General features: G+C 70.2%; 13 protein-coding genes. 8 read left to right on the forward strand and 5 right to left on the reverse strand.

What is annotated here, in order from left to right; translation table 11 throughout:
* Positions 1-25 precede the first annotated feature (25 nt).
* Positions 26-1,627, forward strand: a complete 1,602-nt coding sequence (locus tag BLV01_RS03240) for a DUF4139 domain-containing protein (RefSeq protein WP_091793974.1) — start codon at positions 26-28, stop codon at positions 1,625-1,627.
* A complete protein-coding gene (locus BLV01_RS03245) occupies positions 1,624-2,382 on the forward strand; it encodes an enoyl-CoA hydratase/isomerase family protein (RefSeq protein ID WP_091793976.1) in 759 nt (252 codons plus the stop codon). The genes BLV01_RS03240 and BLV01_RS03245 overlap by 4 nt, the downstream gene beginning before the upstream one ends.
* 120 nt (positions 2,383-2,502) lie before the next feature.
* Here BLV01_RS03245 and BLV01_RS03250 read toward each other — a convergent pair whose 3' ends face one another.
* The 5 genes from BLV01_RS03250 to BLV01_RS03270 all read right to left on the reverse strand — a co-directional run bounded on the left by BLV01_RS03250 (position 2,503) and on the right by BLV01_RS03270 (position 6,931).
* Positions 2,503-3,843 (reverse strand): substrate-binding domain-containing protein, encoded by a 1,341-nt coding sequence (locus BLV01_RS03250; protein ID WP_091793979.1) that lies wholly within the window; start codon positions 3,841-3,843, stop codon positions 2,503-2,505.
* A 365-nt stretch (positions 3,844-4,208) separates the two neighbouring features.
* Positions 4,209-5,060 carry a sulfurtransferase gene (locus BLV01_RS03255; protein WP_091793981.1) on the reverse strand — a complete coding sequence of 284 codons (852 nt, stop codon included), beginning with the start codon at positions 5,058-5,060 and terminating at the stop codon, positions 4,209-4,211.
* Positions 5,057-5,857 (reverse strand): NUDIX hydrolase, encoded by an 801-nt coding sequence (locus tag BLV01_RS03260; protein ID WP_091793983.1) that lies wholly within the window; start codon positions 5,855-5,857, stop codon positions 5,057-5,059. Before BLV01_RS03260 ends, BLV01_RS03255 begins: the two co-directional genes overlap by 4 nt.
* Complete coding sequence (locus BLV01_RS03265; protein WP_091794696.1) at positions 5,854-6,036, reverse strand: DUF1289 domain-containing protein; 183 nt, start codon at positions 6,034-6,036, stop codon at positions 5,854-5,856. Before BLV01_RS03265 ends, BLV01_RS03260 begins: the two co-directional genes overlap by 4 nt.
* Positions 6,037-6,244: 208 nt before the next feature.
* The gene (locus BLV01_RS03270; protein WP_091793985.1) at positions 6,245-6,931 is read right to left on the reverse strand and encodes an FKBP-type peptidyl-prolyl cis-trans isomerase N-terminal domain-containing protein; all 687 of its coding nucleotides are present in this window, start codon (positions 6,929-6,931) and stop codon (positions 6,245-6,247) included.
* A 236-nt stretch (positions 6,932-7,167) separates the two neighbouring features.
* On the opposite strand from BLV01_RS03270, the gene BLV01_RS03275 reads away from it, so the two are divergent.
* The 6 genes from BLV01_RS03275 to pstS (BLV01_RS03300) all read left to right on the forward strand — a co-directional run bounded on the left by BLV01_RS03275 (position 7,168) and on the right by pstS (BLV01_RS03300) (position 13,698).
* The gene (locus BLV01_RS03275; protein ID WP_091793987.1) at positions 7,168-7,950 is read left to right on the forward strand and encodes an enoyl-CoA hydratase/isomerase family protein; all 783 of its coding nucleotides are present in this window, start codon (positions 7,168-7,170) and stop codon (positions 7,948-7,950) included.
* Between the two features lie 34 nt (positions 7,951-7,984).
* Complete coding sequence (locus BLV01_RS03280) at positions 7,985-8,428, forward strand: hypothetical protein (protein WP_091794699.1); 444 nt, start codon at positions 7,985-7,987, stop codon at positions 8,426-8,428.
* 324 nt (positions 8,429-8,752) lie between these two features.
* Positions 8,753-9,409 carry an endonuclease III gene (nth, locus tag BLV01_RS03285; RefSeq protein ID WP_254782511.1) on the forward strand — a complete coding sequence of 219 codons (657 nt, stop codon included), beginning with the start codon at positions 8,753-8,755 and terminating at the stop codon, positions 9,407-9,409.
* A 146-nt stretch (positions 9,410-9,555) separates the two neighbouring features.
* Positions 9,556-10,848: an OprO/OprP family phosphate-selective porin gene (locus tag BLV01_RS03290; protein WP_091793991.1), complete on the forward strand. Its 1,293-nt coding sequence runs from the start codon at positions 9,556-9,558 to the stop codon at positions 10,846-10,848.
* Positions 10,849-11,073: 225 nt separating this feature from the next.
* On the forward strand, positions 11,074-12,093 hold the full coding sequence (gene pstS / locus BLV01_RS03295) for a phosphate ABC transporter substrate-binding protein PstS (protein WP_254782487.1): 1,020 nt from the start codon (positions 11,074-11,076) through the stop codon (positions 12,091-12,093).
* A 513-nt stretch (positions 12,094-12,606) separates the two neighbouring features.
* A complete protein-coding gene (gene pstS, locus BLV01_RS03300; protein WP_091793994.1) occupies positions 12,607-13,698 on the forward strand; it encodes a phosphate ABC transporter substrate-binding protein PstS in 1,092 nt (363 codons plus the stop codon).
* Positions 13,699-13,787 lie beyond the last annotated feature (89 nt).

The following is a 13,787-nucleotide window of genomic DNA, read 5'->3' on the forward strand; positions in this document are numbered from 1 at the left end:
GTAGGGAACCATCAAGGAGTCGACGATGAACCAGCCGTTGCGTCCCCGTTTCTCGCCGTCCGCGCTGGCTGCGCCCGCGCTCGGCGCGCTCGCCGCGGGACTGCTGGCCGCCTGCGGCGGCGCCCCTTCCGGCGACCGCCCCGCCGCCCCGGCCGGCAAGCCCGCCGACGCCCGCCCGCCCAAGCCCGAGGCCGGCCACGACGGCGCGCTGCGCCTGACCGTCTACAGCGGCGACTACGAGGCCCTGGCCAACGTCCGCGCCGCCAGCGCCGGCATGCCCGGCTACGCCTTGGTCGAGCGGCCGCTGCGCGAATCGCTCAAGCGCGGCGCCAACGCGATGGAGGAATCGCCGCTGCCGCCGTCGATGGACGTGGAAGCCGCGACCCTGGTCCCGCGCACGCCCGGCGTCGGGGTGACCGCGCAACGCTATCTCGCCGCGGTCTCCGGCGCGCAGAACATCATGAGCGGCGCGATCGGGCGCAAGGTCGCGGTCGAGCACACCTCCGGCGGCGCCAAGCAGACCGACAGCGGCGTGCTGCTCGCCGCCGGCGACGGCCTGACCCTCGCCCTCGACGACGGCCGGATCAAGGTGGTCCGCAACTACGACAGCTTCAGCCTGATCGACAACGAAGGCGCGTTGCCGCGCCGCTCCTCGCTGCAGTGGACGGTCGAGGCGGCCCAGGCCGGCGACGCCGACTTCGTGCTGAGCTACCCGATGGGCGGCCTGGCCTGGCGCGCCGAGTACCAGGCCACGCTGGCGCCGGGCGCGGGCTGCACGCTCGCGCTCGACGGCGCGGCGCTGGTCGCCAACCGCTCCGGCCGCGGCTTCGAACGCGCGCGGCTGAGCCTGGTCGCGGGCGAGCCCAACCGCCAGCGCAACTACGGCATCGCCCCGCCGCCGATGCCGGCGCCGATGGAGGCCTACGCCGCCGATGCCGCCGCCGCGCCGGCGCCGCCGATGCCGGTCGAACGCGCCGCCGGCGAGTACCACGCCTACGACCTGCCGCAGCCGGTCAACCTGCGCAACGGCGGCAGCGAACGCATCGCCCTGTTTGCGCGCAACGGCGCGGTCAAGTGCGAGCGCCTCTACGCGATCGAGACCGGCGGGGTGAATTGGTACACCGGCACGCCGCTGGTGCTGCGCGACCTGCAGAGCGAAACCGGCGAAGTGCCGGTGGTGAGCAAGGTCGAGTTCGTCAACGACCGCGCCGCCGGCCTCGGCCTGCCGCTGCCGGCCGGGCGCATGCGCGTGTTCGACGGCGGCGATTTCCTCGGCGAATCGCGGCTGGAGCACACCCCGGACGGCGCCGACATCAAGCTCGAACTGGGCCGGGTGTTCGACCTGACCGCCAAGCGCGAACCCATCGATTTCGGCCTGGACCGTACCGGACGGACGATGACCGAATCGTTCGCGATCACGATCAAGAACGCCAAGAAGACGCCGGCCACGGTCCGCGTGGTCGAGCCCTTGCCGCGCTGGACCGATTGGGAGATCGTGGCGTCCAGTTTGCCGGCCAAGAAGAAGGACGCGCGCAGCGCGCAGTTCGAGGTGCCGGTGCCCGCGCAGGGCGAGACCAAGCTGACCTACACCGTGCGCTACCGCTGGCCCCAGGACGTCAAACCATGAATTGCGTAGAAACCCAGACCCACGGCGACATCGTCGAAATCAAGCTGGCGCGCGCGCCGGTCAACGCGCTCAACCCGGCGCTGTGCAACGCCGCGCGCGAAGCCGTCGAGCACGCCATCGGCCACGGCGCCCAGGGCATCGTGCTCAGCGGCGGGCCGAAGGTGTTCTCCGCCGGGCTGGACGTGCCCTACCTGCTCTCGCTGGGCGACCAGCGCGATCACCTGCTGCTGGCCTGGCAGTCGTTCTTCGGCCTGGCGCGCACGCTGGCCTCGGCGCAGGTGCCGGTGGTCGCGGCGATCGCCGGCCACGCGCCCGCCGGCGGTTGCGTGCTGACGCTGTGCTGCGATTACCGGGTGATGGCCGCCGGCGGCTACCGCATCGGCCTCAACGAGACCCAGGTCGGCCTGGTCGCGCCGGAAGGCATCCAGCGGCTGATGCGCCGCGTGGTCGGCACCTATCGCGCCGAACGCCTGCTGGTGGCCGGGGCGATGGTCGACGCCGACACCGCGCTGCGTATCGGTCTGGTCGATGAGCTGGTCGAGATCGACCAGGTCGCCGCGCACGCGCGCGAGTGGCTGCAGCAACTGCTGAGCCTGCCGCGCAGCGCGATGCTGCAGACCCGCGCGCTGGCCCGCGCCGACCTGATCGAGGCGCTGCGGCCGGAGCACATCGAGCTGGATCGCTTCGTCGATTCCTGGTATTCGCCGGATACGCAGGCGGCGTTGCAGGCGCTCGTGGCGAAGCTGGGCAAGTAAGCCAGCGCCGTCGTTCGTGTTGTCGCGGTCGCGGCTCGCGCCGCTCCTACAGGCAGCCCTTGTAGGAGCGGCGCGAGCCGCGACCGCGCTGTTTCAGCGACGACGCAGGCCCGGCCCGACTTACAGCAACCACACCTCGACCCGCTCGTTGCGATACCGCGCCAGCGGATCGCGCGGCCCGGCCACCGCCAGCGCGGTGCCCATGCCGCGCGCCACCTGCACCTTGATCCCGCGCGAGACCAGTTCCTGCGCGACCAGGTCGGCACGGTCGTTGCTCATCATCATCGAGGCCATCGGCGAGCCGGCGCTGGCGTCGGCGAAGCCGACCACCAGCACGCTGCGGCCGCGGTTGGGCGGCAGGCGCATGAAGCTGCGCAGGCGGTCGAGGTCGCGCACCGCGCGGCTGTCGTAGACGCTGGCCGCGACCGCGGCCTCGCCGGAGCCGGCGAAGTTGAAGCGCAGGCTCAGCGGCAGGCGCACCGCGCGCTCGACCATCTGCCGGTACTCCAGCGGCCCCAGGGTCAGCGGACGCTCGCGCCCCGGCACCAGGGTCACCGCGACGTGGCCGGCCTGGGCGACCGCGCGCTGGCCGCCGCGGCCCATCGCATACAGGGCGAAGCTGCGGCTCAGCGCGCCCATGATCTGGCCGCCGTAGAGATACAGCCGGCGGCTCAGCGGATAGTCCTCGCTGAGCACGTCGGTGCGGGTCGGCGCGATCGCGCGGCCGCCGTCGGACACCGCCACCGGACGGGTGCCCGGGCCGTAGCTCTCGCCGATCGGAATCAGCCCGACCGCGAACGCATCGGCGGCGACCGCCGCGACCAGCGCGCGCGCGTCGCCGTGCACCTGCGCTTCGCCGAACGCGGCGCCGCGCATGACCTTGTCGTTCATCAGGTCGCGCACCGCGCCGGCGTTCGCGTCCAGGTGCAGGTGCACTTCGCCGGCAGCGGCGCCGAGTTCGCGCCAGTCGCGCGAGCGGCCGGAGAACAGCGCGCGCAGTTGCTCCAGGTCCAGCCGCGCGATCGGGTTGGCGCGGTTGACCACCACCGCCACGCCGTCGAGCGCGACCACGAATTCCTGGTCCTGCGAGGCCAGGTCGCCGAGCTGCCAGCCGGCGTCGATCTCGGCCGCGTTCGGCCGCCTCGCCATCATCGCGATCTGCGCACGGCCCTCGACCAGATCGGCGAAGCCGAGCGCCGAATCGCTGGCGGCGATCTCCACCACCAGCGGCTGGCCGTCGCGGCTGGCGTGGATCTCGGTCAGCGCCGCGCGCGGCGTGCGCACCTGGATGTCGCGATAGCCGATATCGCGCAACCAGGCCTGCGCCACGGTCGGCACCAGCGCGTGCGCGAGCGTATTGGAACCGCTGATGCGCACCCGTTCGGCCTCCTGCGCGGGCGCGGCCGCGGCGAACACGAGGACGAACCAGAACAACAGCGACGAAACCGCGGCACGCACCATGGCGCGCTTCCCCTGAAGAGCGAATTGCGCGCAAGGATGGGAACGGGATGTGACGCAGCGATTACGCGATGCGCATCACCTTCATATTGTTATCAAATGCACTGATTGCGCATGAAAAAGCGATGCCTTTCTCATGGCTTCGGTGCGACGGGCGGATGCGTCGATTGCGGTTGCGGGAGGGCCTTCAGGCCCGATGCTTTTCGCTCAGGGCGCGGCGATCGGAGCGCACAGCGTCGGGCCTGAAGGCCCTCCCACAAAAGCCGTTGCGCGCGCAGGCGATGCGCTTGCGTGCTGAAGGGCACTGAAGTCTCTGGATCCCCGCGTTCGCGGGGATGACGGCCGATCGGAGCGCGGCGCAGCCCGCCTCACTCGTCCCCGGTCGCGACCGGTCGCTGCGGGTCCTCGATCCAGCCGCTCCACGAGCCGGTGTAGAGCCCGGCGCCGTCGAAGCCGGCATGCGCCAGCGCCAGCAGATGATGGCAGGCGGTGACGCCCGAGCCGCACATCGCCGCGACTTGCGCGGGTTCGCGCCCCTGCAGCAGCGGCGAGAATTCCTGCGCCAGCGCCTGCGGCGACTTGAAGCGGCCGTCGTCGAGGTTGAGCGCGTAGGCGCGGTTGCGCGCGCCCGGCACGTGGCCGGCGCGCTTGTCCAGCGGCTCGACTTCGCCGCGGAAACGCTCGCCGGCGCGCGCGTCGATCAGCAGGCCGCCGGAATCGAGCAGCGAACGCACTTGCTGCGCGTCGAGCAGGCGGCGCGCGTCGTAGCTGGCCTCGTACCGGGCCGGTTGCGGCGTCGGAATGTCGGCATCGACCGGCAGCCCGAGCGCGCTCCAGCGCTGCCAGCCGCCGTCGAGCACGGCGACGCGGCGATGGCCGAGCACGCGCAGCAGGAACCACAGGCGCGAGGCGGCGAGCGCGCCGTCGGCGGCGTCGTAGACCACGACCTGGTGCTGCGCGGTCACGCCCCAGCGGCCGAGCGTGGCGACGAAGTCGGCCGCGTCCGGCCACGGGTGGCGGCCGCCGCCGGGCTTGCGGTGGTCGGACAGGTCGCGGTCGAGGTCGGCGTAGCGCGCGCCGGGAATGTGCGCCGCGCGGTAGGCCTGTTCGCTGGCGGCGCGATCGGCCAGCGAGGTGCGCGTGTCGATCACGATCAAGTCGTCGCGGCCCAGCGCCGCGGCCAGGTCTTCGGCCGATACCAGGGTGGTCCAGTCGCTCATCGCACGGCCTCCAGGCGTTGTCGCAGGTTGAGCAGCATCGACGCGGTCGCGCCCCAGATGCGCTGGTCGGGCCAGCGGTATTCCAGCACGTGGCGCGCGCGTCCCTTGTATTCCAGGGTGCGGGTGGTGAGGTTGTCGGGATCCAGCAGGAACGCCAGCGGCACCTCGAACACCGCCGCCACTTCCGCCGGATCGGGCGCGGCGACATAGGCCGGATCGACCGTCGCCACCAGCGGCAGCACGCGGAAGCCGGTGATGGTCACCAGCGGGTCGAGGAAGCCCAGCGGCGCGATCTGCGAAGGCGGTACGCCGATTTCCTCGAACGTCTCGCGCAGCGCCGCGGCGACCGCGTCCTCGTCGTCGGGCTCGATCCGCCCGCCCGGGAAGCTGACCTGGCCGCCGTGCTGGCGCAGGCCGTCGGTGCGCCGGGTCAGCAGCACCTGCACGCCCTGCGGCCGCGGCACCAGGCCGACCAGCACCGCCGCCTGCGCGCGCAGCGCGTTGTCCGGCAGCAGGCCGTGCAGGTCGTCGAGGTTCCAGCCGTCGTCCTCGGGCGCGGCGTCGAGCGGATGCAGCGCCGCCAGCAGGCGGATGCGCGCGCGCGAGTCGCCGGCGAGGAAGTCGGCATCGAAGCGGTTGCCCACGGCGGGCGCGTCGGCAACGGCGGTGCTCGCCGCCGCGTTCGCAGCGGTCTTGCGCGAACCTGGGCCGTCGGTCGCGCACGCGCCCGCGGCGTGCTCGTCCGGGGCGCGCGCGTCCGCGGCGCGTTCGTCGCCGGGGCGGTCGCGCCCGCTCATGAGCGGTTGGATTCGCGCTGCGGCAGCACGTGTTCCATCAGGCGCAGGCGTTCGTCGTCGTTCATCTGCGACCAGCGCGCGATCTCGGCGGTAGTGCGGTGGCAGCCCAGGCACAGGCCGTCGTCGCCGAGTTGGCAAATGCCGATGCAGGGGCTCAGCACCGCGCGGAATGTCGTCATGTCGTCCACCGGGGCCATGCCGCCATTGTGCCTGGCGGCGCAGCCGGGTAAAGCCTCGCCGCAACGATGAAGTCGCGTCCGGCGGCGAGCGCAGCGATAAACGGCGGACGCCGGCCGCGGCGCGCGGCGGCGGCGTTCGCCCCAGAAACGACTTGCGCCGGACGAGCCGGCGCAAGTGCGGTGACACGTAAGACCGCGATCGCGGGACTTACTTGACGCTGATCAGCTTGATCTCGAACTGCACGGCCACGTTCGGCGGGAACGGGGTGCGCGGGTCGGCGCCGTAGGCCTTCTCGGCCGGCAGGGTCACTTCCCACTTCGAGCCGGCCGGCATCTGCAGCAGCACGTCGCGCATGGCCTGCATCTCGATCTCGCTGACCTTGATCGACGGGATGTTGTTGGCCGGACGCGCCTGCGCCGGACGCTCGCCCCACGGGAACGGACCGGCCACTTCCAGGGCCACGGTGCTGGCCTGGGTCGGCTTGGCGCCGGTGCCGTTCTCGACCACGCGGTACTGGGCGCCGCCCGGCAGCAGCTTCACGCCGGCCTTGGCCTTGTTGGCGTTGATGAAGGTTTCGCTCTTGGCCTTGTTCTCGGACGCGGCCTTGTCCCACTCGGCCTTGGCCTTCTCGGCCTGGCGCTTCTGCATGTTCTGCACCGCGGTGCGCAGCTGATCCACCGGCACCGAGGGCTGCTTCTTGGCGTAACCGTCCTGCAGGCCCTTGACGATGGTGTTCACATCGACCTGCTCGCCGCTTTCCACGGCATTGCGGCCGAGATCGTAGCCGAGCGCGTAGCTCAGCTTGCCCTTCTCGGAAGAAGTGTCCTGCGCGACGGCGTTGCCGGCGGTCAGAGCCAGGGCCGCGACGGCGGCAGCAATCAAACGCAACTTCATTCGATGAAATCTCCGGTAATGGCACGGGGCGACCTGAGCCGCCCCGATCAGCTTGGGAGCACCTTCCAATGCCCCGTATGTAGTGTCCATCGGTCGAAAGGCCCCGACAGGACGGGTTAGGATACCGGCGGCAGCGCTTAACCGCCACTGACGCCAGCCCGCTCTGACCGCGCCGCCGGCGCGGAGTTCAACGGCGGTCGCAATCCCCCCTCGTTCCTGAACCTTACGGCCATCACATGACCGAATCGCCCTTGCTGATCGCCGATCGCGGCGCCGTGCGCCAGATCACCGTCAACCGCCCGGACAAGCTGAATGCGCTCAACGCGGCCACCCTGGACGCCTTGCTGGCCGCTTTCGAGGCCGCCGCGGCCGATCCGGCGGTGCGCACCGTGGTCCTGACCGGGGCCGGCCCCAAGGCCTTCGTCGCCGGCGCCGACATCGCCGAAATGAACGGCCTCGCACCGGTCCAGGGCCGCGATTTCTCCCTGCGCGGGCAGAAACTGATGCGCCGGATCGAGAAAATGCCCAAGCCGGTTGTCGCCATGATCAACGGCTTCGCCCTCGGCGGCGGCCTGGAACTGGCGATGGGCTGCCACCTGCGCATCGCCGCGGACACCGCCAAGGTCGGCCAGCCGGAGATCAACCTCGGCCTGATCCCGGGCTTCGGCGGCACCCAGCGCCTGCTGCGCCTGGCCGGGCGCGCGGCGACCCTGGAGCTGTGCCTGCTCGGCGCGCCGATCGACGCGGCGCGCGCGCAGCAGCTGGGCATCGTCAACCGCGTGGTCGCGGCGGCCGAGCTGGAAGCGGAAACCTTCAAGCTCGCCGAGCAACTGGCCGGGTCCGCGCCGCTGGCGCTGCGCGGCGTGCTCGACTGCATCGCCGTCGGCGGCGAATGCGGCATCGAGGAAGGCCTGGAGTACGAGACCGCGCAGTTCGGCCTGATGTTCTCCACCGACGACATGCGCGAAGGCACCACTGCTTTCCTGGAACGGCGCAAGCCGGCGTTCCGCGGCAGCTGAGCCGGCCGTGAGCGAGCGAGCGCCGACCGCCTGCGTGTGCGCCTGCGCCGATCCGGCGGGCGCGCGCGCGCATGCGATCGCGCGCGCGCTGGCCGGCGACGATCTCGACGGCGCGATCGCGCTCGGCCTGCTCGATCCGGACTTCGACACCGCCTGCGCCTGCGCCGCCTGCGCGCCGACGTGCGCGCAACGCAGCCGCGACGCGCGCCAGGCGCGCCTGCGCGCGCTGGCCGCGCGCGAACGCCACCGCGCCCGCGACCGTCGCCTGCAACGCCGCGCCGAGGAACGCGCGGCGCAGCGCGCCGCGCCCGCCGGCGCCGCCGACACGGCCGCACGCAGCGACGACGCGGCCGCCGCGGCACCGGCCGAAAGCGCCGCCGTTCCCGGCGCCGCGCCGCCGCACCCGGCCTTGCCCAGCGCCGTCGCCGCCGCGCTGGCGCGCGCCAAGGCCAAGGCCGCGCAGCGCGGGTCGCCGTAAGCCTTACCCTTTCCCATCCCCTCGCAGCGCCCGCCCCGCATGCCCAAGACCGCGCCCGCCTCCCGGCCAGCCACGTCCGCCCGTTCGTCCTCCGCTCGCACTGGCGCCGTCGCCGCGAGCGAGAAGACAGCGAAAAAGAAGCCGGCCGCACGCGCAGCCAGGAAGCCCGCGGCCGGCAAGGCCGCGCCGGCGAAAACCGCGAAGCGCGGCGTCGCGGCCAAACCGCTCGCGACCGGCAAGCGCGCCGCCGCCAAGCCTGCGGCGAAACCGCCCAAGCCCAGCGCGCGCGTCGACGCGACGGTGCGCGAACGCGCCGGCGCGCAGATGAAGCCGGCGCAGATCGAGGACATGTTCGCGCGGCTGCAGGCGCTCAATCCGCATCCGGCCACCGAACTGGAATACACCACGCCGTTCGAGTTGCTGGTCGCCGTCGCGCTGTCGGCGCAGGCCACCGACGTCGGCGTCAACAAGGCCACGCGCAAGCTGTTCCCGGTGGCGAACACGCCGCAGGCGCTGGTCGATCTCGGCGTGGACGGGCTCAAGCCGTACATCGCCACCATCGGCCTGTTCAACACCAAGGCGCAGAACGTGGTCGCGCTGTCGCAGCAGTTGCTCGACCGGCACGGCGGCGAAGTGCCGCGCGAGCGCGCCGCGCTGGAGGCGCTGCCCGGCGTCGGCCGCAAGACCGCCAACGTGGTGCTCAACACCGCGTTCGGCGAGCCGACCATCGCGGTCGACACGCACATCTTCCGGGTCGCCAACCGCACCGGGCTGGCGCCGGGCAAGGACGTGCTCGCGGTCGAGCACAAGCTGCTCAAAGTGGTGCCCGATCGCTACCTGCAGGACGCTCACCACTGGCTGATCCTTCACGGACGTTACGTTTGCAAGGCACGCAAACCCGACTGCCCGCACTGCGCCATCCGTGATCTTTGTCGCTTCCCGGACAAGACACCGGGCGATCCTGAGCCCGTATCCGCTTGATCGGAAAGGATATTTCAGCCGAAACCTGGCCGTTGTAACCACGTCATCCCGCGGTCATGCCCAAGAAATAAGTCAGTCCTGTCACATTTACGCAACTTTCACACCCTAGCCTGCGCGCCATCTCTCCACGCCTCAGGGCTAGCCCAATGAAACTCTCGCGCACCACCCTCGCCGTTGCGTTGCTCGCTGCGCTCGCCGCGCCCGCCGCGCACGCCGAAATCGCCCTCGACGTCATCGGCGACTCGGAAGTCACCTTCGAAGGTCTGGTCCAGGCGGATTACAACGACTTCAACAGCGATGTCCTGAACCTCAACGGCGACCTGCCGGACGGCAAGGACACCGACCAGGAACTGCGCCGCGCCGAGCTGGTGCTCAAGGGCAAGGGCCCGGGCAACTTCGAGTGGGTCGCCGGCTACGACGCCAAGGCCGACAAGTTCCTCGACGTCAACCTGAAGTACAAGATCGGCGGCGACGGCAACCACTTCGTGCAGTTCGGCCAGTTCAAGCAGCCCAACAGCATGGAAGAGCTGTCCTCGACCAAGAACAACGACTTCATCTCCAAGGCGATGGTGACCAACACCTTCGGCATCGCCCGCCGCCTCGGCGCCGCCTACAGCTACGGCACCAACGACTGGAGCCTGACCGCCAGCTACTTCGGCGACGAGCTGACCCGCAACCAGAAGCACGGCAAGGGCTACGGCCTGCGCGGCACCTTCGCCCCGATCAACGAGAAGGGCAACGTCCTGCACCTGGGCCTGTCGTACGTGAACCTGGACGCGGTGCTGGAAGGCAACACCGGCATCCTCGACAACAGCGCGCGCATCCGCACCCGTCCGCAGGCCGACCTGGCCGCCGGCCGCCTGGTCGACTCGGGCACCCTGACCAACGTCGACACCCAGGCCATCATCGGCGCCGAGGCGATGTACGTGCAGGGCCCGTTCAAGGTCCAGGCCGAGTACATGCGCAGCACGCTGGACCGCTACAAGACCGCCACCCTGACCGGCAAGGACTACACCACCGACAGCTGGTACGTCAGCGGCATGTGGAACATCACCGGCGAGACCTGGGGCTACAAGTCGGGCACCCCGACCACCCCGCTGCCCAACGAGCCGGCCACCGGCATGTGGCAGGTCGGCCTGCGCTACGACAAGATCGACCTGAACGACGGCAGCCTGCGTCCGGGCGCCACCCCGACCGCCGCTCCGATCGTCGACGGCGTGCTCGGCGGCGAGATGAGCGCCTGGACCGTGGGCGTGAACTGGTACTGGCGCTCGAACTTCAAGTTCATGCTGGACTACTCGATCGTCGACAGCTCGCGCTACATCGGCAAGACCAGCGCGACCTACTCGCAGAGCCCGCAGTACAACAACCGCACCTTCAACCGCGTGGTCGACGACAGCCCGAACGTGCTGTCGGCGCGCCTGCAGTTCTACTGGTAAGCGTCCGAAGACTCTCTCTCCCCCTCGATCGGTTTCGATCGTTACAGGGCGCGGCCGGTGCCGCGCCCTTCTTTTCGCAGCCGGCCCGGCGACGGCGCCTGCCGCGCATCGGTCGACGGGGCGCGTCATCCGTTCGTCATTCTTCCGACCTGCCGCTGTCACCCGTCCGTTATGCAATGCGCGCCAATGGATTCGTGCCAGCCGTCTCTCTTCAGGAGCCCCATCGTGTTCAATTCCCGTAGCTTCCGCGTGACCGCGCTGGCCCTGGCCGCCGCGTTCGCCTTCAATGCGCAGGCCGCCGACGTGACCGGCGCCGGCGCCTCGTTCGTCTACCCGGTGATGTCCAAGTGGTCGGCCGACTACGCCAAGGCCACCAACAAGAAGGTCAACTACCAGTCGATCGGTTCGGGCGGCGGCATCGCCCAGATCAAGGCGGCGACCGTGGACTTCGGTTCCTCCGACGCCCCGCTCAAGCCCGAAGAACTGGCCAAGTTCGGCCTGGCCCAGTTCCCGTCGGTGATCGGCGGCGTGGTGCCGGTGGTCAACGTCCCGGGCGTGGCGTCCGGCGCGATGAAGCTCGACGGCGCGACCCTGGCCAACATCTTCCTCGGCAAGATCACCATGTGGAACGATCCGGCCATCGTCGCCCTCAACGGCGGCGTCAAGCTGCCGGAGAAGAAGATCACCGTCGTGCACCGCTCCGACGGTTCGGGCACCACCTTCAACTTCGTCAACTACCTGTCCAAGGTCAGCCCGGAGTGGAAGAGCTCGGTCGGCGAAGGCACCGCGGTCAAGTGGCCGACCGGCATCGGCGGCAAGGGCAACGAAGGCGTGGCCGCGTACGTCAAGCAGATCCAGGGCGGCATCGGCTACGTCGAGCTGTCCTACGCGCTGCAGAACAAGATGGCCTATTCGCGCCTGAAGAACGCCGACGGCAAGTTCGTGCTGCCGACCGACGAGACCTTCTCGGCCGCCGCCGCCAGCGCCGACTGGGCCAACGCGAAGGACTTCTACCTGGTCATGACCAACGCGCCGGGCGAGAACTCCTGGCCGATCACCGCGACCAACTTCATCCTGATGTACAAGCAGCCCAAGAACGCCGAAGGCGCCAAGAACGCCAAGGAATTCTTCAAGTGGGTCTACGCCAACGGCGATGCGCAGGCCAAGACCCTGGACTACGTGCCGCTGCCCGACGCGCTGGTCAAGCAGATCGAGACCTACTGGCAGAGCAACATGAGCTATTGATCCACCGGGAAAGCGATCGGACCGGGGGGTTGCGGTCGCTTGCCAGGGGAGATCGGACGCAACGGGCCTTCGGGCCCGTTTCGTTTTTGCGGCCCGCGCGGGGATGGGCCCGGCGGGGGCAGGCTCGCCGGGAGCGGGCTCATTGGGGCCGGGCTCGCCGGGACCGGGCCGGAGCGCCGGCTCTGGTGGGAGGGCCTTCAGGCCCGACGCTGTTCGGCCGGATCGCCGCGACCTGGAACAAGCGCGTCGGGCCTGAAGGCCCTCCCACAACACCTCCCGGCCGCCAACCAGGCCACGTTCCGGGATCGAACCAGGACCGCCGCCAGGCCGCCCGGCATCGCTTTGTTACCGCCAATGCGCACCGAAACCCCGCAAAAACGCGAACTTGGACACCCCCCGCGGCCTTTCACTACAGATTCGTGACGAATCCATGTCATAGCCGTGTAACAAAAAGATCATCAAATGGCGCCACCCAGCCGGCGCCCAGCCGGCCTCCCCTCGATGGAGCTCCGAATGAAATCGTCGCCGGCCCGCCTCGCCGTCCTCTCCCTTGCCATCGCGCTGACCGTCGCCGCCTGCGGTGGCGGCAATTCGCAGAATCCTGCCGCGTCCGGCGAAGCCAAGACCGACGCGGCCGCCCCGGCCGGCGACAAGGTCGCCGCCCAGATCACCGGCGCCGGCGCGACCTTCATCTTCCCGCTGCTGTCGAAGTGGTCGGACGACTACAACAAGGCCACCGGCGCCAAGGTCAACTACCAGTCGATCGGCTCCGGCGGCGGCATCGCCCAGATCAAGGCCGGCACGGTCGACTTCGGTTCCTCCGACAAGCCGCTGCCGAGCGACGAGCTCGCCGCCGCGGGCCTGGGCCAGTTCCCCTCGGCGATCGGCGGCGTGGTGCCGGTGGTCAACGTGGAAGGCATCGACGCCGGCAAGCTGCGCCTGACCGGCCCGCTGCTGGCCGACATCTTCATGGGCAAGGTCGCCAAGTGGAACGACGCGGCCATCGTCGCGGCCAACCCCGGCGTGACCCTGCCGGACCTGAAGATCAACGTCGTGCACCGCTCCGACGGCTCGGGCACCACCTTCAACTTCTCCAACTACCTGTCCAAGGTCAGCCCGGACTGGAAGAGCAAGGTCGGCGAAGGCACCTCGGTGCAGTGGCCGGGCGGCGTCGGCGGCAAGGGCAACGAAGGCGTGGCCTCGTACGTGAAGCAGATCAAGGGCTCGGTCGGCTACGTCGAACTGGCCTACGCGATGCAGAATAAGATGGCCCACACCCAGCTGCAGAACGCGGCCGGCCAGTTCGTCCAGCCCAGCGCCGAATCGTTCCAGGCCGCGGCCTCGACCGCCGACTGGGCCAGCGCCAAGGACTTCAACCTGGTGATCACCAACGCCGGCGGCGAGAAGTCCTGGCCGATCACCGCGACCAACTTCATCCTGATGTACAAAACGCCGAAGGACGCCAAGCGCAGCGCCGACACCCGCGCGTTCTTCAAGTGGGCCTTCGAGAACGGCCAGTCGCAGGCGCAGGCGCTGGACTACGTGCCGCTGCCGCCGGAACTGGTGAAGCAGATCGAGGCGTATTGGGGGTCGCAGTTCAAGTGACGTTCTGACCCGCGCCCGCTTAGCGGGCGCGGCTTTGTCAGAACGTCATCCCCGCGAAAGCGGGGTGAGCGGATGCGCTGGCGAGCCAC

This window comes from Lysobacter sp. yr284, assembly GCF_900107375.1.
In the GTDB taxonomy this organism is placed as follows: domain Bacteria; phylum Pseudomonadota; class Gammaproteobacteria; order Xanthomonadales; family Xanthomonadaceae; genus Lysobacter.

What these genes read in the sequence shown, in the direction of transcription:
- BLV01_RS03265 (WP_091794696.1), bottom strand. Translation starts at nt 6,036, where the DNA reads ATGACGACATTCCGCGCGGTGCTGAGCCCCTGCATCGGCATTTGCCAA.
- BLV01_RS03275 (WP_091793987.1), top strand. Translation starts at nt 7,168, where the DNA reads ATGACCGAATCGCCCTTGCTGATCGCCGATCGCGGCGCCGTGCGCCAG.
- BLV01_RS03245 (WP_091793976.1), top strand. Translation starts at nt 1,624, where the DNA reads ATGAATTGCGTAGAAACCCAGACCCACGGCGACATCGTCGAAATCAAG.
- BLV01_RS03255 (WP_091793981.1), bottom strand. Translation starts at nt 5,060, where the DNA reads ATGAGCGACTGGACCACCCTGGTATCGGCCGAAGACCTGGCCGCGGCG.
- pstS (WP_091793994.1), top strand. Translation starts at nt 12,607, where the DNA reads ATGAAATCGTCGCCGGCCCGCCTCGCCGTCCTCTCCCTTGCCATCGCG.
- BLV01_RS03250 (WP_091793979.1), bottom strand. Translation starts at nt 3,843, where the DNA reads ATGGTGCGTGCCGCGGTTTCGTCGCTGTTGTTCTGGTTCGTCCTCGTG.
- BLV01_RS03290 (WP_091793991.1), top strand. Translation starts at nt 9,556, where the DNA reads ATGAAACTCTCGCGCACCACCCTCGCCGTTGCGTTGCTCGCTGCGCTC.
- BLV01_RS03260 (WP_091793983.1), bottom strand. Translation starts at nt 5,857, where the DNA reads ATGAGCGGGCGCGACCGCCCCGGCGACGAACGCGCCGCGGACGCGCGC.
- nth (WP_254782511.1), top strand. Translation starts at nt 8,753, where the DNA reads ATGAAGCCGGCGCAGATCGAGGACATGTTCGCGCGGCTGCAGGCGCTC.
- BLV01_RS03270 (WP_091793985.1), bottom strand. Translation starts at nt 6,931, where the DNA reads ATGAAGTTGCGTTTGATTGCTGCCGCCGTCGCGGCCCTGGCTCTGACC.
- BLV01_RS03240 (WP_091793974.1), top strand. Translation starts at nt 26, where the DNA reads ATGAACCAGCCGTTGCGTCCCCGTTTCTCGCCGTCCGCGCTGGCTGCG.